This is a genomic window from Bradyrhizobium xenonodulans, assembly GCF_027594865.1.
GTDB classification, from domain to species: Bacteria; Pseudomonadota; Alphaproteobacteria; order Rhizobiales; family Xanthobacteraceae; genus Bradyrhizobium; species Bradyrhizobium xenonodulans.
The window spans coordinates 962,540-984,226 of sequence record NZ_CP089391.1; the positions used below are offsets into that span (position 1 = coordinate 962,540).

The 21,687-nt window shown below is 65.2% G+C and carries 21 protein-coding genes and 1 pseudogene; 12 read left to right on the plus strand and 10 right to left on the minus strand.

Features of this window, described 5'->3' with window-relative positions; genetic code table 11:
• Positions 1-10: 10 nt before the first annotated feature.
• The 7 genes and pseudogenes from I3J27_RS04550 to I3J27_RS04580 all read right to left on the minus strand — a co-directional run bounded on the left by I3J27_RS04550 (position 11) and on the right by I3J27_RS04580 (position 8,519).
• Complete coding sequence (locus tag I3J27_RS04550; RefSeq protein ID WP_018316280.1) at positions 11-568, minus strand: HNH endonuclease; 558 nt, start codon at positions 566-568, stop codon at positions 11-13.
• 213 nt (positions 569-781) lie between these two features.
• On the minus strand, positions 782-1,759 hold the full coding sequence (locus I3J27_RS04555; RefSeq protein WP_270165739.1) for a peptidyl-alpha-hydroxyglycine alpha-amidating lyase family protein: 978 nt from the start codon (positions 1,757-1,759) through the stop codon (positions 782-784).
• Positions 1,760-1,772: 13 nt separating this feature from the next.
• On the minus strand, positions 1,773-3,587 hold the full coding sequence (locus I3J27_RS04560; RefSeq protein WP_270165741.1) for a flavin-containing monooxygenase: 1,815 nt from the start codon (positions 3,585-3,587) through the stop codon (positions 1,773-1,775).
• Between the two features lie 77 nt (positions 3,588-3,664).
• Positions 3,665-4,679: pseudogene (locus I3J27_RS04565) on the minus strand (DUF2855 family protein).
• A 95-nt stretch (positions 4,680-4,774) separates the two neighbouring features.
• On the minus strand, positions 4,775-6,301 hold the full coding sequence (locus I3J27_RS04570) for an acyl-CoA synthetase (protein WP_270165742.1): 1,527 nt from the start codon (positions 6,299-6,301) through the stop codon (positions 4,775-4,777).
• A 24-nt stretch (positions 6,302-6,325) separates the two neighbouring features.
• On the minus strand, positions 6,326-7,510 hold the full coding sequence (locus I3J27_RS04575) for an ABC transporter substrate-binding protein (RefSeq protein WP_270165744.1): 1,185 nt from the start codon (positions 7,508-7,510) through the stop codon (positions 6,326-6,328).
• A gap of 34 nt (positions 7,511-7,544) precedes the next feature.
• A complete protein-coding gene (locus tag I3J27_RS04580) occupies positions 7,545-8,519 on the minus strand; it encodes an NAD(P)H-dependent flavin oxidoreductase (protein WP_270165746.1) in 975 nt (324 codons plus the stop codon).
• Positions 8,520-8,699: 180 nt separating this feature from the next.
• Between I3J27_RS04580 and I3J27_RS04585 the strand changes: the two genes are divergently transcribed.
• Complete coding sequence (locus tag I3J27_RS04585; protein ID WP_270165748.1) at positions 8,700-9,587, plus strand: LysR family transcriptional regulator; 888 nt, start codon at positions 8,700-8,702, stop codon at positions 9,585-9,587.
• Here the strand turns inward: I3J27_RS04585 and I3J27_RS04590 are convergent.
• A complete protein-coding gene (locus I3J27_RS04590) occupies positions 9,584-10,237 on the minus strand; it encodes a DNA-3-methyladenine glycosylase family protein (protein ID WP_270165749.1) in 654 nt (217 codons plus the stop codon). The two genes, I3J27_RS04585 and I3J27_RS04590, sit on opposite strands and share 4 nt — an antisense overlap.
• Positions 10,238-10,468: 231 nt before the next feature.
• Between I3J27_RS04590 and gluQRS the strand changes: the two genes are divergently transcribed.
• Together gluQRS and I3J27_RS04600 are read left to right on the plus strand one after the other, a co-directional pair.
• A complete protein-coding gene (gene gluQRS, locus I3J27_RS04595) occupies positions 10,469-11,341 on the plus strand; it encodes a tRNA glutamyl-Q(34) synthetase GluQRS (protein WP_270165751.1) in 873 nt (290 codons plus the stop codon).
• 104 nt (positions 11,342-11,445) lie between these two features.
• Positions 11,446-12,735: an ATP-binding protein gene (locus I3J27_RS04600; protein WP_270165753.1), complete on the plus strand. Its 1,290-nt coding sequence runs from the start codon at positions 11,446-11,448 to the stop codon at positions 12,733-12,735.
• On the opposite strand, the gene I3J27_RS04605 is transcribed toward I3J27_RS04600, so the two are convergent.
• Positions 12,662-13,555 (minus strand): YihY/virulence factor BrkB family protein, encoded by an 894-nt coding sequence (locus tag I3J27_RS04605; RefSeq protein ID WP_270165755.1) that lies wholly within the window; start codon positions 13,553-13,555, stop codon positions 12,662-12,664. The genes I3J27_RS04600 and I3J27_RS04605 overlap by 74 nt on opposite strands.
• A gap of 267 nt (positions 13,556-13,822) precedes the next feature.
• On the opposite strand from I3J27_RS04605, the gene I3J27_RS04610 reads away from it, so the two are divergent.
• From I3J27_RS04610 to I3J27_RS04635, 6 genes are all read left to right on the plus strand, one after another.
• Positions 13,823-14,017, plus strand: a complete 195-nt coding sequence (locus tag I3J27_RS04610; protein WP_270165757.1) for a twin transmembrane helix small protein — start codon at positions 13,823-13,825, stop codon at positions 14,015-14,017.
• A gap of 66 nt (positions 14,018-14,083) precedes the next feature.
• Entirely contained in the window at positions 14,084-14,656 is a 573-nt protein-coding gene (locus I3J27_RS04615; protein WP_270165759.1) for a cob(I)yrinic acid a,c-diamide adenosyltransferase, read from the plus strand.
• 138 nt (positions 14,657-14,794) lie between these two features.
• The gene (locus I3J27_RS04620; protein WP_270165761.1) at positions 14,795-15,544 is read left to right on the plus strand and encodes an electron transfer flavoprotein subunit beta/FixA family protein; all 750 of its coding nucleotides are present in this window, start codon (positions 14,795-14,797) and stop codon (positions 15,542-15,544) included.
• A complete protein-coding gene (locus tag I3J27_RS04625) occupies positions 15,544-16,494 on the plus strand; it encodes an electron transfer flavoprotein subunit alpha/FixB family protein (protein ID WP_270165763.1) in 951 nt (316 codons plus the stop codon). Before I3J27_RS04620 ends, I3J27_RS04625 begins: the two co-directional genes overlap by 1 nt.
• Positions 16,495-16,685: 191 nt before the next feature.
• Positions 16,686-17,567 (plus strand): 3-hydroxybutyryl-CoA dehydrogenase, encoded by an 882-nt coding sequence (locus tag I3J27_RS04630; RefSeq protein WP_270165765.1) that lies wholly within the window; start codon positions 16,686-16,688, stop codon positions 17,565-17,567.
• Positions 17,568-17,644: 77 nt separating this feature from the next.
• Positions 17,645-17,839, plus strand: coding sequence for a hypothetical protein (locus I3J27_RS04635; protein ID WP_270165767.1), 195 nt, complete (start codon positions 17,645-17,647; stop codon positions 17,837-17,839).
• Positions 17,840-17,843: 4 nt separating this feature from the next.
• Here the strand turns inward: I3J27_RS04635 and tlpA are convergent, their stop codons facing one another.
• Positions 17,844-18,509, minus strand: coding sequence for a thiol:disulfide interchange protein TlpA (gene tlpA, locus I3J27_RS04640; RefSeq protein ID WP_270165769.1), 666 nt, complete (start codon positions 18,507-18,509; stop codon positions 17,844-17,846).
• 101 nt (positions 18,510-18,610) lie between these two features.
• Between tlpA and argH the strand changes: the two genes are divergently transcribed.
• From argH to lysA, 3 genes are all read left to right on the plus strand, one after another.
• Entirely contained in the window at positions 18,611-20,002 is a 1,392-nt protein-coding gene (gene argH, locus I3J27_RS04645) for an argininosuccinate lyase (RefSeq protein WP_270165771.1), read from the plus strand.
• Positions 20,003-20,101: 99 nt separating this feature from the next.
• Positions 20,102-20,392: an LPS translocon maturation chaperone LptM gene (gene lptM / locus I3J27_RS04650; RefSeq protein WP_270165773.1), complete on the plus strand. Its 291-nt coding sequence runs from the start codon at positions 20,102-20,104 to the stop codon at positions 20,390-20,392.
• A 23-nt stretch (positions 20,393-20,415) separates the two neighbouring features.
• Positions 20,416-21,681 carry a diaminopimelate decarboxylase gene (gene lysA / locus I3J27_RS04655; RefSeq protein ID WP_270165775.1) on the plus strand — a complete coding sequence of 422 codons (1,266 nt, stop codon included), beginning with the start codon at positions 20,416-20,418 and terminating at the stop codon, positions 21,679-21,681.
• The last annotated feature ends 6 nt before the right edge of the window (positions 21,682-21,687 follow it).

Genomic DNA, 21,687 nt, shown 5'->3' on the forward strand with positions numbered 1-21,687 from the left:
GGCTCCGCTGCTACGGATCCAGCTCCGTATCCCAGTACAGGTAGTCCAGCCAGCTATCGTGCAGATAGTTCGGCGGAAACAGGCGGCCGTTGCGGTGGAGCTGGTGCACGGTCGGCGCGAAGGCGTGCTGGCGCGGAAACATCTTGGCCTGCACAGGCGTGAGGTTGCCCTTGCGCAGGTTACACGGCGAGCAGGCCGCGACCACGTTCTCCCAGGTGGTCTGGCCGCCTTTGCTGCGCGGAATGATGTGATCGAAGGTGAGGTCTTCGGGCGAGCCGCAATATTGGCAGGCGAAGCGATCGCGCAGGAAGACGTTGAACCGGGTGAAGGCCGGATGCGTGGTCGGCTTGACGAAGGATTTGAGCGAGACGACGCTCGGCAGCTGCATTTGCAGCGTGGGGCTGTGAACCGCCTGATCGTAGTGCGCGACGATGTTGACGCGATCGAGAAACACCGCCTTGATCGCGTCTTGCCACGACCACAGAGACAGTGGGTAGTAACTCAGCGGCCGGAAGTCCGCGTTGAGGACCAGCACCGGCCAACTGCCTTGCGAGACATGTGCGTTCAAGTAACGCTCCCGGCCTCCAATATACGCTGCGAAGCAGCATGTACTGACATACTACATGCAGCGTGACGGGATTGTGAAGCCCGTTGAGCGACTTATTCAGGCGCAAGCAATGCGGCGGCGGGGTGGCAAAAGCACTCAAAAGCCGCGATCCCGGGGGTGGCTACGCGGCTGGCGCGGAACTGCCATGGCGGCGTCGTGGGCCTCGCCCTCAAGCTACTCCCGTACCCGCTCCAGCTTCTGCAAGCACCGCGTCGCGCGCACTGCGGCCGGCATCTTCTCATCGGGAAAGCTGGTGTCCCAGTTGGTGACGCCGACCTCGCCGACATAGATGTCGCCCCTCGAATCCAGCGCGATGCCGTGCGGCGCCAGGAATTTTCCGCTGGCAACGCCAGGGCCCTCCTCACCGCCGAGCCGGGCGATGCGCTTGCCTTTGGCGTCCACGATCGACAGCCGCGGGCCGAGATTGGGCACCTTGCGGTTGATGGCAAGGCCCGGGCCGAGCTCACCGATCACGAAGGTCGGGCTCCTGGCACCGCCACAGCAGCACAGCGCGCAGGGGCGGTGCAGATTGTTCCACTGCGTCTCGTACTTGCCTTCGCCGTTGAACACCTGCACGCGATGATTCTCGCGGTCGGCGACATAGACCCAGCCGTCGGCGTCGGTCGCGATATTGTGCACGATGTTGAACTGGCCGGGATCGGTGCCGGGTTCGCCCCAGCTTTTGATCAGCTTGCCGTCAGGCGTGTATTTGTGCACGCGCGCATTGCCATAGCCGTCGGAGACGTAGATATCGCCCTTCGGCGAAAGCGCGGTATGGGTGCAGCGGTGGAACGGCTCGCCGCTCATGAACGGCGCCGGCTTTGCGGGAATGCCGATCGTCAGCAGCACCTTGCCGTCGGTCGTGCATTTGCGCACGGTGTGGTCGCCGTCATCGGTGCAGTAGAGATTGTCGTCGGCGTCGATGTGCAGTCCGTGCGCGCGCGAGAACAGGCCTTCGCCAAAACTGCGCAGGAAATTGCCCTCGCGGTCCAGCACCACCATCGGATGTTCGCCGCGGCTGAAGACGTAGACGCGGTCGCGGCTGTCGACCGCGACGGAGGCGACGTCGGTCAGCGTCCAGCCATCCGGCAGTTTCGCGAAATCTTCGACGACGCGGTAGCGGTGCTCGCCGGTGCCGAGGATGGCTGGCATTGGTATTCTCCCTTTATTCGCCGTCGTGGTGCGACACGGTCTCCACGAAAGGTTCAGGCCGTGCCCGCCTCACGCCCAAAATCCCTTCCTCGATCGCCTTGATCTGGAGCGCGAGGTATTTCGAATTGATCCGGCATTGCGCCAGGCTGCCGGCGATGAACCACAGGCCGGGCTGCTTCGTGCGCGCATACATGTTGCGCAGTTCGAAGCCGTCGCCAAAACCCCAGACCGGGCCGACGCGGTCGGCGACCGCATCGCCGAACAGCTTTCGCACCAGATATTCCTGTGGCTTGTAACCGGTGGAGAGCACGATGAGATCGGCTGGGACGATCGTGCCGTCCTTCATCCGCGCACCGTCGGCCGCAAAACTCTCGATGTGGTCGAACTGCCTGAGCTTGATCGCGCCTTCGACGATCAAATTGGAGCAGCCGACGTTGAAGTAATAGCCGCCGCCGCGGGTGAGGTATTTGAACTGCCAGCCGGTGCCGGCCTCGCCGAAGTCGAGCTTGAAGCCGACATTGCGCAGGCCGTCGAGCAGCTCCTTGTCGAACTCCTTTGACTGCTCCGTCAGCATCACATGGGTCTTCTTCGCCCGTGGCGTCGGCATCGAGGTTGCGATCAGATCGTTGTCCTCGAGCGTGCCCTCGTTGTAGGTCGCGTAGGCCAGCTGCGCCGACGGCTCGATATTGGTGACCAGCGTGGGCGAGCGCTGCACCAGCGTCACGCCGGCGCCGCTGGAATAAAGATCCTGCGCGATGTCGTGGCCGCTGTTGCCGGTGCCGATGACGATCGCACGCTTGCCGGTCCAGTTCTCGCCGTCCTCATAGCGGCTGGAATGCAATAGCGTTCCCTTAAAATTGTTCAGGGTCGGAATGTCAGGTACGTTGGCGATGCCGCTGACGCCGGTCCCCATCACCACATGACGCGGATGCATGGTGCGCTGGCTGCCGTCGGCGCGGCGCAGCGTCACCGTCCATCGTCTCGTCGCCTCGTCAAAGGCGCCGCCTTCGAACTCGGTGCCGGTCCAGAAATTCAGCTCCATCGCATCGACGTAAGCCTCGAACCAGTTGGCGAGCTTGTCCTTGGGGATATAGGTCGGCCAGCTCGGCGGGAACGGCATGTAGGGCATGTGATTGACCTGCACCTGGTTGTGCAGGGTCAGCGCATGATAGCGCTTGCGCCAATTGTCGCCGATCCGCGCCTCGCGATCGACGATCAGCGTGTCGACCTGCAACTGCTTCAACCGTGCTGCGATCGCGAGTCCTGCCTGGCCGCCGCCGACCACCAGCACGGCCGGATCACGATCGGAATAGTCGCGCGAGGCGTTGCGCAGATCGAGCCAGTTCGGTCCGCGAAAATCGCGCGAATAGGCCTGCCCGCGCGGCCGCGAGGTGCCGAGCTGTTCCTCGAAGCCCTTGAGCTCGTCGAGCGCGGTGAGCAGCGTCCACGCCTTGAGACGGTCGCCGTCGGCGGCATCGGGAACGAGCCGGAGGATGCCGCTGCCGCGGCCGATCGCAGTTTCGAAACTGAAGATCGCTTCGATAATGTTGATACCTGCGCGTGTCACCCAGCGGGGCGCTGCGCGGTTGGGGGCGATCTTGAAATTGGCAGGCGCCGCTCTCAGCGCAAGCGTGGTCAGCTCCTGCGCGATCGTATCGCGGCCGGCGAGCGTTTGCAGGTTCCAGCTCAGTGCGAGCACATCGCGCCAAAAGCTGTCGGAGAGGAAGAGGCGGTCGAACGCGGCGGGATCGGGCATACCCAGCGTGCGCTCGAACTCGTCGAGCCAGGCCTGCGCGGAGGTAGCGATATCCTTCGTACGATCCAGCATGCGCGACCTCGTGGCCGTCTTCGCGGCGTTTCCCTTGAAGGAGACGCTATACTGGATCAGGCCATGTCAAAAGCGCTTTACCCGAGCAGCGAGAGCATGTGGCCCTGCTCCGGCGGAATGCGCCCCTTCAGCGTGTCGAGATAGATTTGCCGCACGGCTTCCGGGCCGCGGCTCTCCACCACGGTCAGGCATGTCTCCAGCAGCGGTGCGAAGCCGGACCATGCCGCGCCAAAACGCTGCTCGATGCCGCCCGGACCCCAATCCTTGGAACGCTTGCGGATGTGGTCGGGCGCGAAGAACCAGCGCGGCTTCGCGCCGGGCAGGGCGCCTTCGTCGGCGTCGGTGGCGCGATGCGTCAAACCGACGCGCACCGAGCATGTCATCTGGTCGCGGACATGGTGATGCAGCTCGGCCCGCAATGACGACCTCGTCGTAGCAGCCGAGCGAGGTCACGAAGCCGGTATTGCCCGCCGACGTCAGCCCGATCACCTTGCGGCCGCGCGTGTGCAGGAGATGCGCAAGCCCGAACGCGGTCTTGCTGGAAGCGCTGGAGAGCAGCACGCTGCGCGCGCCGAAATCGTCGTTCTCGGCGAGGAAGTCGTCGACCAGGAACGACAGCATGAACAGCGGCCGCAGCAGCGCCTGATAGTCGCCCTGCTTGCCGGCATAGGCCGGATCTCCACCGATGCGCGCATAGGCGTTGTAGACCGGCGCGACGCCCTGCCGGTGTGCGGCACCATCGCGCAAGCCCCGCTTGCCGACGTCGGCGGCCTCGATGACCAGATGCGTCGCCATCGGGAAATAGCCGAACAGTCGCTCGCCGACGGCGACGCCGGGATGTTTCGAGGCGATCACCTCGCCAAAGCCCCACACCGGGATGTTGCCGAAGCCCTGCGGCGCCGGAAAGATCTGCCAGTATTTCAGCTCGTCGCCCATCACGGCGTAGGTGATGTTGTTGGCGGTGAACGCGAAGCGGTCGACTTTCACGAGTAGCGCATCCGCGGGCAGCGCGGCCGGGTCTGGGACTACGGTCTCAATCAGCTTGCACTGCTCGAGATCGTTGCGGGCAACGACGAAGTCGGTCGATGTCATGGTGAAGGCCTCGGCTTTTTCCGTGCCGCTATCTTCTCTTTCACCCGTGAGCCCTTTGCAACAGCAACATTGTTTGAAACGCTGTTCGCGCCGCGCTAGGTGTCGCCCGTACCCTTGCCGGCCCAATAGGGATCGCGCAGCTTGCGCTTGAAGATCTTTCCGGTCGCCTCGCGGGGCAGGGCGTCCATGAACTGGATGTCCTTCGGCACTTTGAAGTTGGCCAATCGCTCGCGTAGCCATGCCTGCACGGCCGCGGCGGAGAGTTGCGCGCCCGTGTCCGGTTCGATGCAGGCGCACAGCCGCTCGCCAAATTCTGCGTCGGGAATGCCGAACACGGCGCAATCGCGCACGCCGGGCAGTGCGATCAGCACGTTCTCGATCTCGGCGGGATAGATGTTGACGCCGCCCGAGATCACCATGTCGCGTTTGCGGTCGCACAGGAACAGATAACCGTCCGCGTCGAGATAGCCGACGTCGCCGACGCTGACGAGGCCGTCGCGGCCTGCTTCGGCGCGGGCCTGCGCCTTGCCGTGATAGTCGAAGTCGGGCACGGCCGTCTGGCGCATGTAGATCTCGCCGACCTCGCCAGCGCCGCAGAGGCTGCCGTCGTCGCGGAAGATCTTGACGATGCCGCCTTCGATGGCGCGGCCGACGGTGCCGGGCTTCTTCAGCGCCTCTTCGGCGGAGTGCCACACCGGGATCCCGGTCTCGGTCGAGCCGAAATACTCGTTGATGACCGGTCCCCACCATTCGATCATGGCGCGCTTGATCTCGGGCGGGCAGGGCGCGGCGCCATGCACGACGAAACGCAGTGACGAGAGGTCATAGCGATTTCTGATCGCCTCGGGCAGCCGCAGCAGCCGCACGAACATGGTCGGCACCATGTGGATGTGGGTGACGCGGTGGCGCTCGATCAGCGCAAGCAGTTCCTCGGCGTCGAACCGCGCCTGGAGAACGATGGTGCAGCCGCTGCGGAATGCCAACATGCCGTAGGAGTGCGGCGCCGAGTGATACATCGGGCCGTTGATCAGCACGACCTGATTGTCCCGTGGCTTGATGCCATAGGCGATCGCGCCCACGCGCTCGGAGGCGGCTGCCTGCTCCGGCTGCATCGGCATGCGCCGCACGCCCTTCGGCATGCCCGTGGTCCCCGAGGTGTAGATCATCGCCGCGGCGCGACGCGGTGGCTCCTGGGTTTCCGCATGGCCGTCGCGCCAGCGGTCCCAATCGGTCAGCTCCGCCGGGACCGCGGCCATATCAGAAGGAATTGCGAAGGTCGCCGCGAGTTCGGGCGGTGTCGTGACGACGAGAAGGCGGACGTCCGCCGGCAGGCCGGAGCGGATCTGCGGCAGCAGATCGGCATGACAGACCAGGATCTTCGCGCCGCTGTCGGTCAGGATGTAGCGGACCTCATCGGCCTTCAGGTGCCAGTTGATCGGCACCACCGGACTACCCAGCGCGGCAGACGCGGCAACCACCTCGAACAGCGCAAAATCGTTGCGCAGCATCATGGCGACCGGAACACCTTCGGCGAGGCCTAGCGTACGAAGCCCGCTTGCCGCCCGCCTGATGCGGGCCTGGATCTCGGCATAGCTGATCCGGCGTTCGCCGCTGATGATCATGGCGTATCCTTCCCTTGGTCGAGCCTAGCGATCATCCAGCACGTCGCCAAAGCCCACCCAGCTCTTGCCGTTGAAGCGCCGGAGCTGAAGCTGCTGGAACGGCAGATAGTCGTCGGGGCCGGTGGTAACGGACATGCCCGGCAGCAGCAGCGGCAGCTTCACCTCCTTGAGCGAGGCCGCCTGGCGCATGATGCTGTCGCGGCTGAAATCGTCCTTGCATGCTTTCAACACGGTCATCAGCAGCGTCGCGTAATGGTAGCCGGCCGCGTAGTTGGAGTTGGAGAGGTCCGCGGTCGGCATGTATTGCTTCATGAAGGCGAAATACTCCTTCACGCCGGGGTCGTCGGCCCATTGCGGGTCCATCGTGTCCTTCTGGTTGCTCGACGAGATCAGACCGACCGAATTGTCGAGCCCGGCCGGCTCGAGGAACGAGATCGACGACGCCGAGGTTGGCACGAAGAACAGGTCGGGCTTCCAGCCGATCTCGGCCACGCCCTTCACCATCTGCGAGGTGAACTTGCCGAGCACGACGCCGAACAGCACGTCGGCACCTGATGCCTTCAGGGTCGAGAGCTGCGAGCTGATCGTCGGTGCGCTGGTCTCGTAGGTCTGCTCCGCGATGATCATGCTCGCGGCCTTGTCGCCGAGTGCGCGCTTGAAGCCGGCGACATAGTCGCGGCCGAAATCGTCGTTCTGGGACAGGATGGCGATCTTTGCGCCGGGTTTGGTGCGCAGCACGTGCTTGGCATAGACCACGCCTTCGGACTCGTAGGCCGCCATGCCCGGCATGGTCCACGGATATTTTTGCGGATCGGCCCATTTCGTCGCGCCCGAGAGCACGAAGAGTTGTGGCACCTTCTTGCCGTTGAGGTAGCGCTGCACGGCGCTGTTGGTGGCAGTGCCGAGCGAGCCGAACATCATCAGGACCTCGTCCTGCTCCACCAGCTTGCGGGTCTGCTCGACCGTCTTCGGCGGCGAGTAGGCGTCATCAAGCGTGATGAACTTGACCTTGCGGCCCTTGATGCCGCCTTCGGCATTGACCTTCTCGAAGAACGCTTCCTGCGTCCGTCCGATCGCGCCGAAGCCGGAGGCCGGACCGCTATAGGGCAGGGTCTGCCCGATGCGGATCTCGTCGCTGCCTTCGGCATGGACGGTCCCTGCGGCGAGCGTCAGCAACGACATGCCGATCAGTGCGGCTGCCAGCTTCATGATGTCCTCCCGTTTGTCTTGTCAGTTCGAAACGTCAGGCGCTGGCACGCATGAGGAAATCCTGCCGCGCCTGATCGAACTCCACCTTCATCCGGCCGACCAGCTCTGCAACCGGAGGCGCATCCACGATCTGGCCGATGCCCTGGCCCGATCCCCAGATGTCGCGCCACGCCTTGGATTTCATGTTGCCGCCGGAGCCGAAATTCATCTTCGATTTGTCGGCGATGGGGAGATTGTCCGGATCGAGCCCGGCCGCGGCGATCGAGGGGCCGAGATAATTGCCGTGCACGCCGGTGAACAAATTGGTGTAGACGATGTCGTGCGCGGCGTGCTGCGTCAGCGCCGACTTGTAGGCCTCGTCGGCGTTGGCTTCCTGCGTCGCGATGAAGCGGGTACCCATATAGGCGAGGTCGGCGCCCAGCGTCAGCGCGGAGGCGATGCCAAAACCGTCGCTGATTGCGCCCGACAGCAGGATCGCGCCATCGAACCATTGCTTGACCTCGCGCACCAGCGCGAAGGGCGACAGCATGCCGGCATGTCCGCCTGCGCCGGCGCAGACCAGGATCAGGCCATCAACGCCCTGCTCGGCGGCTTTGCGCGCATGCTTGACGTTGATGACGTCGTGAAACACCAGCCCGCCATAGGAATGCGCGGCCTCGACGATCTCGGCCGGAGGCCGCAGCGAGGTGATGATGATGGGCGCCTTGTGCTTCACACAGGTCTCCATGTCCTTCATCAGCCGGTCGTTGGAGGCGTGGCAGATCTGGTTGACGGCGTAGGGCGCGACCTTTTTGCCGGGATTGCGCGACTTGTATTCGCCGAGCTCGTCCTCGATGCGGCTCAGCCACTCGTCGAGCTTCTCGACTGGACGGGCATTGAGCGCGGGGAACGAGCCGACGACACCGGCCTTGCACTGGGCGATCACCAGCTCCGGTCCAGAGACTATGAAGAGCGGCGAGCCGACGACGGGCAGCTCCAGATTGTTCCTGAGCAGGGCGGGCAGTGCCATCCGATCCTCCTGACAACGCGCGTCGACAGCCTGCCGGCCGATTGTGAGCGCTTCCATGTCGATTGTCGCGCCGGCGGGTATCCGCCGCGTGCGCCTTTGATTCCACTATAGGGTTGGACGGCAGGCCGCGGATCGTTCAATATTGAACATACCCATATTCAGCTTTGAACGGAGGCGGCGGTGGATTGGGATCTCTGCAGGACCTTCGTTGCGGTGGCCGACACCGGCAGCTTCACCGCGGCGGCGCGGCGTCTGCACGCCAGCCATCCGACCGTCAGCCGCAAGATTGCGGCGCTGGAGACGCAACTCGGCACCAAGCTGCTGGCGCGGGGCGCGGACGGATTCGTGCTCACCGCCGACGGCCGGACCCTGCGCGAACACGCGGAGGCGATGGCGGTCGCAGCACTCCGGGCCGAGGCCGCTGTCGGCGCCGGCGGGCGCAAGGCGCGCGGCACGGTCAAGCTGTCGATCGGAGCGACGCTGGCTTCACACTGGCTGATGCCGCGGCTGCGGTCCTTTCTGGGCGCGCATGATCACATCCGGCTGGAGATCATCACCCACCCGTTCCCGGCCAGCGTGCGGCGCCGGGAGGCCGACGTCGTGCTACGGCCGGTCGACAGTGGCGAGGAAAACCTGGTCGGCCGCAAGGTCGGCCGTCTCGGCACCGGCTTCTATGCCTCGCGTGACTATGCCGCCGGCCGGCCCCTGCCGGAGCGGAGTGGCGAGTGGAAGGGGCACAGCGTCATCGGCTTCGCCGATCAGGGTTCCAATGCACAGCTGGCGCGCTGGAGCGATACGATCACGCGTCAGGGCACCATGGTGATGCGCTGTTCCTCGCAGGGCGACATGCTGGCGGCGGTGCGCGCGGGAATCGGAATCTCCGCGCTGTCCTGCTTCGTCGCGGAAAGCTATCCGGACCTCGTGCGCGTCGCGCCGCAGAAGCTGGTCAGCGTCGCCGATCTCTGGCTGCTGGCCCATCCCGATCTGGTCGAGTTGTCCGCGGTGCGGGCCGTGGTCGACTTCGTGGCCGAATGCGCCCGCGCCGACCGCGAGCGGCTGCGGGGCTAGGGCTGGTTGCCGATGACGCCTTCGCGCTTCTTGATCACGCGATAATAGCTCCACCACAGATGCGCGGCTGCGCCGCGCAGCGGTCGCCATGGCTCGGCCAGAGGCGCCATCTGCTTTTCCGTCGGCCGCGCCTGGAGCCCCAGGCCAACCTTGATCCCCTCCTGCACGGCGATGTCGCCGGCCGGCCAGGCATCGCCATGCCCGAGGCAGAACAGGAGATAGACGTCTGCGGTCCACGGCCCGATGCCGGGCAGCGAAATCAGCGTGTGATGCGCGGCTTCGGCGTCTTCCTCCGCGAGCACGTCGAGGTTCAGCCGCTGTGCATTGATCTCGCGCGCGAGATGCTTCAGCGTCTTGATCTTGGCGGCGGACAGGCCGAGCCGCCCCAGCCGGTCGGTGCGGGCGCGGCGCACCGCGTCATGGTCGAACGGATCGAACGCCGCCGACAGCCGCCCCCAGATCGCCGCGGCGCTGGCCGTCGAGAGCTGCTGACCGCAAACGATGTGCGCCAGCCCCGCAAAGCCCGGCTCGCGCCGCCGCAACGCGGGCATGCCGGCGATCTCGAGCACGGGCTTGAGGCGCGGATCGCGCTTGACCAGCGCGTGGACGGCCTCTTCGAGATCGGACTGGGTTTCGAGGTGGATGGTCATATGGCTCCGCAAACTCTCTCCGGCGTCATGGCCGGGCTCGACCCGACCATCCACGTCTATTTAACCGCGCATCATTGTTAGCATGAGCGGCGGCCGTCGCATCTGCTCGTGCCTGTGATCTTGACATCGTTGGCTTGTGGCAATGAAGAACGTGGATGGCCGGGACATAGGCGAGCGAAAGCGACGCCGTCCCTTCGGACTGCTATGCCCGGCCATGACGAGATCCTTCGTATGGCGCCACCCGTTTTCCGTTTCGCCCCCAGCCCGAACGGCTACCTGCATCTCGGCCACGCCTATTCGGCGCTGCTGAACTTCGACTGCGCGCGCGCGGCCGGCGGGCGGCTGCTGCTGCGGATCGAGGACATCGACGCGACGCGCTGCCGGCCGGAGTTCGAGACGGCGATTGACGAAGATCTCAATTGGCTCGGGATTGCCTGGGAGACGCCGGTGCGGCGGCAATCCGAGCATCTCGCCGACTATGGCATCGCGCTGGAAAAGCTCGCGGCGCTCGGCCTGGTCTATCCCGCGTTCGAAAGCCGCGCCGAGATCGCAAAGCTGGTCGCGGCCCGCGAAGCTGACGGGCCGTGGCCACGCGATCCCGACGGCGCGCCGATCTATCCCGGCGCCGCCAAATCACTCTCTGCCGACGCGCGGGCGCGGCTGATCGCATCAGGCGCGCCCTATGCGCTGCGGCTCGACATGGCAGGCGCGTGTCGCCGCGTCACCGGCCTGACCTGGAACGAGCTGGGCGAGGGGGCTGACGGCGCATGCGGCGTCGTCCAGGCGCGGCCGGAGGCCTGGGGCGACGTGATCCTGGCCCGCAAGGAGACGCCGACCAGCTATCACCTCTCTGTTGTCGTCGATGACGCCCTCCAGGGCGTCAGCGAGGTGGTGCGGGGCCAGGACCTGTTTCACGCCACCTCGGTCCACCGCCTGCTCCAGGTCCTGCTCGGCCTGCCCGAACCCGTCTACCGCCACCACGCCCTGATTTTGGACGGGGAGCGGCGGAAGCTGTCGAAATCAAGCCGCTCGACCGGTCTGCGGGAGCTGCGCGCCGGCGGTGCCTCGCCTGCCGGTATCCGTCGGCTGGTGGGATTAGGTTAAGTTTCTCTGGGGGTTAGCCAAACACCGCCGTGACTCCGGGGGTTCCGTCGTGCCATGCTCACCTGACGGCCCGGGGTTCGAAGGGGATACTTCGAAGGGGAGTTATGGCGGCGAAAACGCGCGCAGCGCGCACCACGCGGACGTCCAAGCGAATGGCTCGGAAGCGGTCCGGGCCGGCCGGCCGGTCGCCCAAGCGCAGCGCCAAGGCGGTGACGCCGGACGTGGTCCAGGCCGCGCTCGCCGCCTTTGCCCATGAGGTCCGCACTCCCCTGACCGGCATTCTTGCGATCAGCGACCTGCTCGCGACCTCCGATCTCGGCGAGCGGGAGCGGCGCTGGGCCGACACCATCAAGGCCGGCGCCGAGCATCTGGCGAGCCTTGCCACCCTGTTCGTAGATGCCGCCAGAACCGGCAACGGCAGGGGGGGCGGCAGCTCGCTGCGCCAGGATCTGTTCGACCTGCGGGCCCTGGCCCGCAGCGCCGGCGATTCGCTGGCCGGGCGCGCTGCGGCCAAGGGCCTCCAGGCTGAGGTCGAGATCTCCGATAAGTTGCCCGGGCTGGTGGTCGGCGATCCCGTCCGCCTGCGCGCGGCGCTCGAGAACCTGATCGACAACGCCGTCAAATTCACCGAGCACGGCGGTGTCGCGCTCGCGGTCGCGCCCTGGCGTCCCGCCAAAGGCAAAGCGAAGGGCAAGGCAAAAGACAAGGCAAAGGAGAAGAGCAGGGTCGGCGTTGCCTTCGCGGTGTCCGACAGCGGCATCGGCCTGACCATGGCCGAGATCAAGCGGCTGTTCCGCCCGTTCACGCAGGCCAATGTCACCATCGCCTCGCGCTTCGGCGGCGCTGGCCTCGGGCTCTCCTCCGTGAAGCAACTGGCACGCGCGATGGGCGGCGACATCACCGTCGCACCGCGGCGCGGCGGCGGCGCCACCTTCACATTGACCATGTCACTCGACGCGACGGAATCGCGCAAGTCCCGCAAGTCGAAGGACGATTCCCGGGCGGATGCGGTGGCTGCGCTCCGCGTGCTCAGCGTCGAGGACAATCCGTTCGGCCGCGTCGTGCTCAACACCATTTTGACCGAGCTCGGCCATCATGCCGAGTTCATCGGGCGCGGCGAGGATGCGGTGAACCGGCTCGCCCAGGGCGGGTTCGATGCGGTGCTGATGGACATGGTGCTGCCTGGCATCGACGGCGTCGAGGCGATCAGGCGGATCCGCACCATGCCGGCGCCGCTGGCTCGGATCCCCATCATCGGCGTCTCGGGGCGCGGCGAGGACGAGGCGGCCTCGCGCGAGGCCGGCGCCGACGCCTTCCTGGTCAAGCCTGTGTCTCCGAGGGCTTTAGCGACTGCGCTGCTTGAAGCGAAACGCCGTGAGGAAGCCGCGACTTGATGATCGCGGCGTTGAGCTCGCCGCCGTAAACGAAGATCGCGGCGATGAAATACAGGAACACCAGCGCGATGATCACCGAGGCGAGCCCCGCATACATCGTCACGTAGTTGTTGGCGAAGCGCGCCAGATACTGGCCGAACACGATGCCGGAGATCAGCGACGCCACGATGGTGAAGACGATCCCGGGCAGGATCTGGAGGAAGCCGCGCCGGCCCGCCGGCAGCCATGCATGCAGGATGATCAGCGCCACTACCAGCGCGCTGATGGTGATGCCGTAGCGCAGCCAGGTGAGGATGCTTTCGTTTGACTCGACGAACAGCGGGATATGGCGTCGCGCCGCCTCGATGAGAAGCGGCCCGAGCACGATCAGGAATGCCATGGCGAGCGCGGTGAAGGCGGCAATCAACGTGTAGGCAATCGATTCCAGCCGCAGCCAGTACCAGCGCCGCATCTCCACCACCGCATAGGCGCGGTTGAGCGCGACCCGCAACGCCTCGACACCGTTGGAGGCGAAATAGACCGACAGCGCCGCACCGATCGTCAGAATACCGGTGCGGGTCGTGGTCAGCACGTCGTGGACTTCCCCCGAGATCGAATCGGCGACCTGCTTGGGCCAGATCTGAAGCATCAGGCTGGCGGCCTGGTCGGCGAGTTCCTTGGAGCCGAAGAAGCCGGCCAGCGACGTCAGCACGATCAGGAACGGGAACAGCGCCATCAGCGTCGACAGCGCGATGTGGCTCGCGATCGCCCAGCCGTCATCGGCCAGGAACGTGTAGAAGGCGTCCTCCAAAACGCAGTAGATGTAGCGGACGGCTTTCACGGCTTGCCCCGGCTTCGCCTCTCCCCGCGTGCGGGTGAGGGGGACTGTCCGCGGGGACGGCGGCAGTGGGATTCGTGGAGACTCTCCCTCACCCGGAATCCCCGCTGCGCGCGCATTCCGGCCTCTCCCCGCAAGCGGGGAGAGGCGAAGAGGACGGGCCGTTCGCGCAAATCGGAAATCATCCAGCTAGCTTCTGACATTATCGCCTCGAAAGCCAGATCGGGAACGCCATGGCGGAGCGGCGCACACGGTGTTATCTACCCTCGAATGGCATCTCTCTTGACGACTTTCATCCTGCCGGTGGCTGCCGGCGCCGTGGCGTTGGTGCTGCTGCTCGGGCTCATCAACATGATGCGCGGCGGCTCGCCGAATACCTCGCAGAAGCTGATGCGCTGGCGTGTGCTGCTGCAGTTCGTGGCGATCATCATCGCGATGCTCGCGGTCTGGGCGATGGGGCGGTAGGGCATGATCCGGAAAAGTGCGAAGCGGTTTTCCGACAAGGTCATGCCCTAGAATCAAGGAAACCACATGGTCACGTTGAACCGCATCTATACGAAGACCGGTGACGATGGCACGACAGCGCTTGGCTCGGGCGAGCGCCGTCCGAAATACGATCTGCGCATTGCGGCCTACGGCACGGTCGACGAGACCAATGCCGCGATCGGCGTGGTCAGGCTCCATACTAAGGACGCGCCGGCGCTCGACGCGATGCTTGGCCGCATCCAGAACGATCTGTTCGACCTCGGCGCGGACCTCGCGGTCCCCGAACGTGAAGGCAAGGCGGAGCGGCTGCGGGTGGTGGCGAGCCAGGTCGAGCGGCTCGAGCGCGACATCGACGCGCTCAACGACAAGCTGGCGCCGCTGACCTCCTTCGTGCTCCCCGGTGGTACGCCGGCCGCCGCCTACCTTCACGTCGCCCGCACGATATGCCGCAGGGCGGAACGCGTGATGGTGAAACTGGCGGCCCGGCCTGGCGAGACCGTTGGTAGCGCTGGCATTCAATATATGAACCGCCTGTCCGACTTCCTGTTCGTGGCCAGCCGGGCCGCTAACCAGAACGGCGGCGGCGACGTGCTTTGGGTTCCGGGCCAGAATCGCTGATCCGCGATCGCCGCCCATTGAGCCGTGCATTTCTAAGGTCTAAAATTTGGCCCCTTCGCGCGTTGACCGGGCCGGATCAGGCCTTTAGGTTCCGCGCCAGTTGATAACCCCCCTCCCAAATTGAGTGAAAGAGGATCGATGAAGGTCTTGGTGCCGGTAAAGCGGGTGGTCGATTACAACGTCAAGGTCCGCGTCAAGGGCGATGGATCGGGCGTTGAACTCGCCAACGTCAAAATGTCGATGAACCCGTTCGACGAAATCGCGGTCGAGGAAGCGCTGCGCCTGAAGGAAGCCGGCAAGGCGACCGAAGTCGTGGTGGTCTCCATTGGACCTGCGCAGGCGTCGGAGACGATCCGCACCGGTCTTGCCATGGGCGCCGATCGCGGCATCCTGGTGAAGGCCGAAGGCAACGTCGAGCCGCTCGCAGTCGCCAAGATCCTGAAGAAGGTCGCGGACGAAGAGCAGCCGGGCCTGATCATTCTCGGCAAGCAGGCGATCGACGACGACAGCAACCAGACCGGCCAGATGCTGGCCGCGCTGCTCGGCTGGTCGCAGGCGACGTTCGCCTCGAAGCTCGAGGTCGAAGGTTCTGACTTCAAGGTCACCCGCGAAGTCGACGGCGGCTTGCAGACCGTGAAGCTGAAGGGACCGGCGATCGTTACCACCGATCTCCGTCTCAACGAGCCGCGCTATGCCTCGCTGCCCAACATCATGAAGGCCAAGAAGAAGCCGATCGCGGACAAGACCGTCGCCGATTACGGCGTCGACATCACCGCGCGTCTCGAAGTTCTGAAGACGGCTGAGCCCGCGGGCCGCAAGGCCGGCGTCAAGGTCAAGGACGTCGCCGAGCTGGTGTCGAAGCTCAAGAACGAAGCCGGGGTGCTCTGATGACGACTTTGCTGATTGCCGAACACGAACACGAGGTCCTCAAGGACTCCACCAACAAGGCGCTCACCGCGGCGTCCCAGCTCGGCGGCGACGTCCACGTGCTGGTCGCCGGCGGCGGGCAGGGCACCAAGGCTGCGGCCGACGCGGCCGCGAAGCTTGCCGGTGTCGCCAAGGTGCTGGTCGCCGAGGGCGAGCCCTATGCGCACGATCTCGCCGAGCCGCTGGCCGCGCTGATCGTCTCGCTGGCCCCGTCCTATGACGCGATCGTCGCGCCGGCGACCTCGCGCTTCAAGAACGTGATGCCGCGCGTCGCTGCCTTGCTCGACGTCATGCAGGTCTCGGAGATCACCAAGGTGGTTGCCCCCGACACCTATGAGCGTCCGATCTATGCCGGCAACGCCATCCAGACGGTGAAGTCGAAGGACGCCAAGAAGGTCATCACGGTCCGCACCTCGACCTTCGCGGCGGCAGCAGCCGGCGGCAGCGCGTCCGTCGAGAGCGTCGCGGCTGCGGCCGATCCGGGCCTGTCGTCCTTCCTCGGTGAGGAAGTCGCCAAGAGCGACCGTCCCGAGCTGACCTCGGCCAAGATCATCGTCTCCGGTGGCCGCGCCATGCAGAGCCGCGAGAACTTCGCCAAGTACATCGAGCCACTCGCCGACAAGCTCGGCGCCGGCGTCGGTGCCTCCCGCGCGGCGGTGGATGCCGGCTATGCTCCGAACGACTGGCAGGTCGGCCAGACCGGCAAGGTCGTGGCCCCCGAGCTCTATGTCGCGGTCGGCATTTCCGGCGCCATCCAGCATCTGGCCGGCATGAAGGACTCCAAGGTGATCGTCGCGATCAACAAGGACGAGGACGCGCCGATCTTCCAGGTCGCCGATTACGGGCTGGTCGCCGACCTCTACCAGGCGGTTCCTGAGCTGACGGCCGAACTCGCCAAGCTCGGCAAGTAAAACGCGTAAAAAACACCGGCCGGAGGTATAAACTCTGGCCGGTGTTTCTTTTTGAGGGGTTTTCTTTGGCGTGGGGCACGCCAGGGAAGCGATCCAATCTAGGTTTCGAGCCAAGGTTCTGATTAAATCGGGACTCCCGGCTTCGGGGATAGGCAGGGCGCGGCAAGCGCGCCGTTCCGGTGGATGATATTATGGCGGCAGTGATCAAGAAGGTCGGCGTGATCGGCGCGGGTCAGATGGGCAATGGCATCGCGCATGTCGCGGCGCTGGCCGGTTTCGACGTGGTGCTCAACGACGTCTCGGCCGACCGGCTCAAGTCGGGCATGGCCACCATCAACGGCAACCTGGCGCGCCAGGTCTCCAAGAAGGCCGTCTCCGAGGACGAGAAGTCCAAGGCGATGGCGCGCATCAAGCTGGCCGAGAAGCTGGACGACCTCGCCGACTGCGACCTCGTGATCGAGACCGCGGTCGAAAAGGAAGAGGTCAAGCGCAAGATCTTTCACGAGCTCTGTGCGGTGCTGAAGCCGGAGGCGATCGTCGCCTCCGACACCTCCTCGATCTCGATCACCCGCCTTGCCGCCGCCACCGACCGGCCCGAGCGCTTCATCGGCATTCACTTCATGAATCCGGTACCGCTGATGGAGCTGGTCGAGCTGATCCGCGGCATCGCCACCGACGATTCGACCTTCGAGGCGTCCAAGGAATTCGTCGGCAAGCTCGGCAAGCAGGTCGCGGTCTCCGAGGATTTTCCGGCCTTCATCGTCAACCGCATCCTTCTGCCGATGATCAACGAGGCGATCTACACGCTGTATGAAGGCGTCGGCAACGTCGAGGCGATCGACGCGGCCATGAAGCTCGGCGCGCACCATCCGATGGGCCCGCTCGAGCTTGCCGATTTCATCGGTCTCGATACCTGCCTGTCGATCATGCAGGTCCTGCACGAGGGCCTCGCCGACTCCAAATACCGCCCGTGCCCGCTGCTGGTGAAATACGTCGAGGCCGGCTGGCTCGGCCGCAAGACCCAGCGCGGCTTCTACGATTACCGCGGCGCCAAGCCGGTTCCGACGCGCTGATCCCGATCTGCTTCGTGACAATTCATGTCGCATTAACCCCTCGCGCCTAGGCTGCAGCCGGTACGAGGGTTCGCGTAATGGACATGATGGCGATGGTCAGCACCATGCTGGCCGCTCAGCAAGGCGCGCTGCAATCGAATATCGCGGCGACGCTGACGAAGCAGAACCTGGATATGGAGAAATCCACCGTCCTGACGCTGCTCGGTGCCGGTCAGCCCTCGCTTGCCAATGTTGGCGCCGGCGTCGGCGGCAACCTCAACGTGACGGCCTGAGTTCCTAGAGCGACGCGGCGGCCTTGCCCGTCGCGGCCCGGATCAGCTTGAGCGCGTCCTCGCTCGCCCATTCCGCCGGCCCCGCGATCGTCGCGATCTCGCAGCCTTGCGGGTCGACCAGCACCGAGGTCGGCATGCCCAATGCCCGGCCTATGGCCTTAAGATCCTGGAAAACCTTGGCTTTCTGGTCGTTGAAATAGCCGAGCCGGGTCAAATTGGCCTCTTTCAGGAAGGTCTTGGGCTTTTCGGGATCTCGGGTGTCGATGTTGATCGCCACCACCTCGAAATTCGGGCCCGACAGCTTGCCCTGAAGCTCGTCCAGCGCCGGCATCTCCTTCCGGCACGGCACGCACCAGGTGGCCCAGAGGTTCACCAGCAGCGTCTTGCCGCGGAAATCGGACAGCTTTTTCGGCTTGCCGTCGGCATCCTCGAAGGTGAGGTCGGGCAGCTTAAGAGGCGCGCTTGCCATCGTCAGGGCGGCGACCTCGCCATGGGCGAGCGGGGCGATTTTTTGCGCCGTCGCCACCGCCGGCCTGCAGGTCGGATCGCCTGAAGGCGCCCGGCTCAGGCCCAGCCCGTACAGCGCAGCGAAGCCGGCCAGCCCGCCGACCACCACGGTGGCGATGACGATGGGGATCCGGCGCGTGGCGGAGGGCGTCTTGTCGAGCATATCGTTTGTCATCCGGTCGCAGATATGGCTATCAGAGGCCTCTTAATACGGCTGGCTGCGGCCAGCAAATTTGCGGCAAGACAAGGCGCGAGCAGGGGATCATGAGCAACAAGATGTGGGGCGGCCGGTTCTCGGAACGTCCCGATGAGATCATGGAAGAGATCAACGTCTCCATCGACGTCGATCGTCACCTCTTTGCCCAGGACATTGCCGCGTCCAAGGCCCACGCCGCGATGCTCGCCAGCCAAGGCATCATCACGGGCTCTGATGCGAAAAATATCGGCAAGGGTCTAGACACGATTTTGTCAGAGATCGGCAAGGGCGGCTTCACGTTCAAGCGCGCGCTCGAAGACATCCATATGAACGTCGAGAGCCGGCTGTCCGAGCTGATCGGCCCAGCCGCCGGCCGCCTGCACACCGCGCGCTCGCGCAACGACCAGGTCGCGACCGACTTCCGTCTCTATGTCCGCGACGTTCTCGACGAGACCGATGCCGCGCTCGCCGCGTTCCAGGCCGCGCTGGTCAATCGCGCGCTCGAACATGCCGCGACCGTGATGCCCGGCTTCACGCATCTCCAGACCGCGCAGCCGGTGACCTTCGGCCATCATCTGCTCGCTTATGTCGAGATGGCCGCGCGCGACCGCGGCCGTTTCCAGGACGCCCGCAAGCGGCTCAATGAATCGCCGCTCGGCGCCGCCGCGCTCGCCGGCACCTCGTTCCCGATCGATCGTCACGCCACCGCGAAGGCACTCGGCTTCGACCGCCCGATGGCGAACTCGCTCGATGCGGTCTCCGACCGCGACTTCGTGCTGGAGACGCTGTCGGCGGCCTCGATCTGCGCCGTTCACATGTCGCGCTTTGCCGAGGAGATCGTGATCTGGACCTCGCCGCTGGTCGGCCTGATCCGCCTCAGCGACAAGTTCACCACCGGCTCCTCCATCATGCCGCAGAAGCGCAACCCGGATGCCGCCGAGCTCGTGCGCGCCAAGACCGGCCGCGTCATCGGTGCGCTCAATGGCCTGCTGATCGTCATGAAGGGCCTGCCGCTCGCCTATCAAAAGGACATGCAGGAGGACAAGCAGGGCGCCATGGAGGGCTTTGCCGCGCTGTCGCTGGCGATCCGCGCCATGACCGGCATGGTCCGGGACCTCGTTCCCGACGAGGCAAAGATGAAGGCGGCGGCCGGCGAGGGCTATGCCACCGCGACCGATCTTGCCGACTGGCTGGTGCGGACGCTGAAGATGCCGTTCCGCGACGCCCATCACGTCACCGGCCGCATCGTGGCCAAGGCCGCCGAGGGCGGCGTGGCGCTGCACGAGTTACCGCTCAAGGAGATGCAGGCGATCGAGCCGAAGATTACGAAGGATGTGTTCGGCGTGCTCTCGGTCGAATCGTCGGTGAAGAGCCGGACCAGTTTCGGCGGCACCGCGCCGAAGAACGTGGCGTCGCAGGCCAAGGCCTGGGCGAAGCGGCTGGAAAAAGAGCGGAAATAGGGCTGAGGGCAAAATTTCGCTTATGTTTCATGGTCATCCGGCTCTCGCCAGAGCGCGCCAATCTCTGTATGGTGCGCCCCGCGTAGTGGGGATTTCGTCGTGACGTCAAAGTTTCGCCCGGCCGGCTCGGGGTGGGCCATCATTGTCTTGAGCCTGGCGGCGCTCGCGCTGGCCGGCTGTGGCCGCAAGGGCCCCCTGGATCTGCCGCCGACCGCCTCCAGCGCGTCCACGGCTAATATTGCCGCGCCGACCGATACCGAGGCCGAAGCCCAGAAAACGCCAAGCGTGTTCAATCCCACCTACGGTGCGGAGGCCGGTCCGGCGGCGCCCAAGGGCAAGAAGAAATCGTTTATCCTCGACCCGCTTCTGGACGAAAGACCCAGCAAATAGGCTGGGGCAACTGAGCCAACGCCATGAACCATTTCGACTACCGCAACGGCGTGCTGCACGCCGAGGCGGTGAATCTGTCCGAGCTGGCGGCAGCCGTCGGCACGCCGTTCTATTGCTATTCGACTGCGACCCTCGAGCGGCATTATCGCGTCTTTGCAGACGCCTTTGCCGGCGAGAAGGTGCTGGTCTGCTACGCCATGAAGGCGAACTCCAACCAATCGGTGCTGCGCACGCTGGCCAAGTTAGGGGCCGGCGCCGACGTGGTGTCCGGTGGCGAGTTGAAGCGCGCGCTGGCCGCGGGCATCCCCGCCAGCAAGATCCTGTTCTCGGGCGTCGGCAAGACCGAAGCCGAGCTGCGCGCCGCGCTGGCCGCCGACATCCTCTGCCTCAACGTCGAATCCGAGCCCGAGCTCGAATTGCTCTCGCGTCTTGCGACCGAGACGGGCAAGACCGCGCGCATCTCGATCCGCGTCAATCCCGACGTCGATGCCGGCACGCACGCAAAAATCTCCACCGGCAAGTCCGAGAACAAGTTCGGCATTCCGATCGCCTATGCCCGCGAGGTCTATGCGCGCGCGGCAAAACTTCCGGGCATCGAGGTGACCGGCACCGACGTGCATATCGGCAGCCAGATCACCGATCTCTCCAAGATGGAGACCGCGTTCCGCATCCTCTCCGAATTCGTGCAGACGCTGCGCAGCGACGGTCACAACATCTCGCATGTCGATTTCGGCGGCGGCCTCGGCATTCCCTATTACATGGACCGCGAGGCGCCGCCGGCGCCGGACGCCTATGCCGCCATGGTCAAGCGCGTCAGCCATAATCTCGGCTGCACGCTGATGTTCGAGCCGGGCCGCATGATCGTCGGCAATGCCGGCATCCTGGTCGCCAAGGTGATCTATGTGAAGCACGGCGACGGCAAGAACTTCGTCATCATCGATGCCGCCATGAACGATCTGATCCGCCCGACGCTGTACGAGGCGCATCACGACATCCTGCCGGTGACGCAGCCGGCCGAAAGCGCGGCCACCATCATGGCCGACGTCGTCGGCCCGGTCTGCGAGACCGGCGACTATCTCGCATTGGACCGCACGCTGCCGACGCCAAAGCCGGGCGATCTCCTCGCCATCATGACCGCCGGCGCCTACGGCGCGGTGCAGGCCGGCACCTACAATACGCGGCCGCTGGTGCCCGAGGTGCTGGTGAAGAGCGACCAATACGCCGTAGTCCGCCCGCGCATCGAGGTCGAGCAGCTCATCGCGATGGATACGCCCGCGCCGTGGCTGTGAGGGCTG

Coding starts and splice junctions, on each gene's coding strand:
- I3J27_RS04610 (WP_270165757.1), top strand. CDS start 13,823: ATGGCATCTCTCTTGACGACTTTCATCCTGCCGGTGGCTGCCGGCGCC.
- I3J27_RS04570 (WP_270165742.1), bottom strand. CDS start 6,301: ATGATCATCAGCGGCGAACGCCGGATCAGCTATGCCGAGATCCAGGCC.
- I3J27_RS04615 (WP_270165759.1), top strand. CDS start 14,084: ATGGTCACGTTGAACCGCATCTATACGAAGACCGGTGACGATGGCACG.
- I3J27_RS04575 (WP_270165744.1), bottom strand. CDS start 7,510: ATGAAGCTGGCAGCCGCACTGATCGGCATGTCGTTGCTGACGCTCGCC.
- I3J27_RS04600 (WP_270165753.1), top strand. CDS start 11,446: ATGGCGGCGAAAACGCGCGCAGCGCGCACCACGCGGACGTCCAAGCGA.
- argH (WP_270165771.1), top strand. CDS start 18,611: ATGAGCAACAAGATGTGGGGCGGCCGGTTCTCGGAACGTCCCGATGAG.
- I3J27_RS04555 (WP_270165739.1), bottom strand. CDS start 1,759: ATGCCAGCCATCCTCGGCACCGGCGAGCACCGCTACCGCGTCGTCGAA.
- gluQRS (WP_270165751.1), top strand. CDS start 10,469: ATGGCGCCACCCGTTTTCCGTTTCGCCCCCAGCCCGAACGGCTACCTG.
- I3J27_RS04590 (WP_270165749.1), bottom strand. CDS start 10,237: ATGACCATCCACCTCGAAACCCAGTCCGATCTCGAAGAGGCCGTCCAC.
- I3J27_RS04625 (WP_270165763.1), top strand. CDS start 15,544: ATGACGACTTTGCTGATTGCCGAACACGAACACGAGGTCCTCAAGGAC.
- tlpA (WP_270165769.1), bottom strand. CDS start 18,509: ATGCTCGACAAGACGCCCTCCGCCACGCGCCGGATCCCCATCGTCATC.
- I3J27_RS04635 (WP_270165767.1), top strand. CDS start 17,645: ATGGACATGATGGCGATGGTCAGCACCATGCTGGCCGCTCAGCAAGGC.
- I3J27_RS04580 (WP_270165746.1), bottom strand. CDS start 8,519: ATGGCACTGCCCGCCCTGCTCAGGAACAATCTGGAGCTGCCCGTCGTC.
- I3J27_RS04560 (WP_270165741.1), bottom strand. CDS start 3,587: ATGCTGGATCGTACGAAGGATATCGCTACCTCCGCGCAGGCCTGGCTC.
- lysA (WP_270165775.1), top strand. CDS start 20,416: ATGAACCATTTCGACTACCGCAACGGCGTGCTGCACGCCGAGGCGGTG.
- I3J27_RS04630 (WP_270165765.1), top strand. CDS start 16,686: ATGGCGGCAGTGATCAAGAAGGTCGGCGTGATCGGCGCGGGTCAGATG.
- I3J27_RS04620 (WP_270165761.1), top strand. CDS start 14,795: ATGAAGGTCTTGGTGCCGGTAAAGCGGGTGGTCGATTACAACGTCAAG.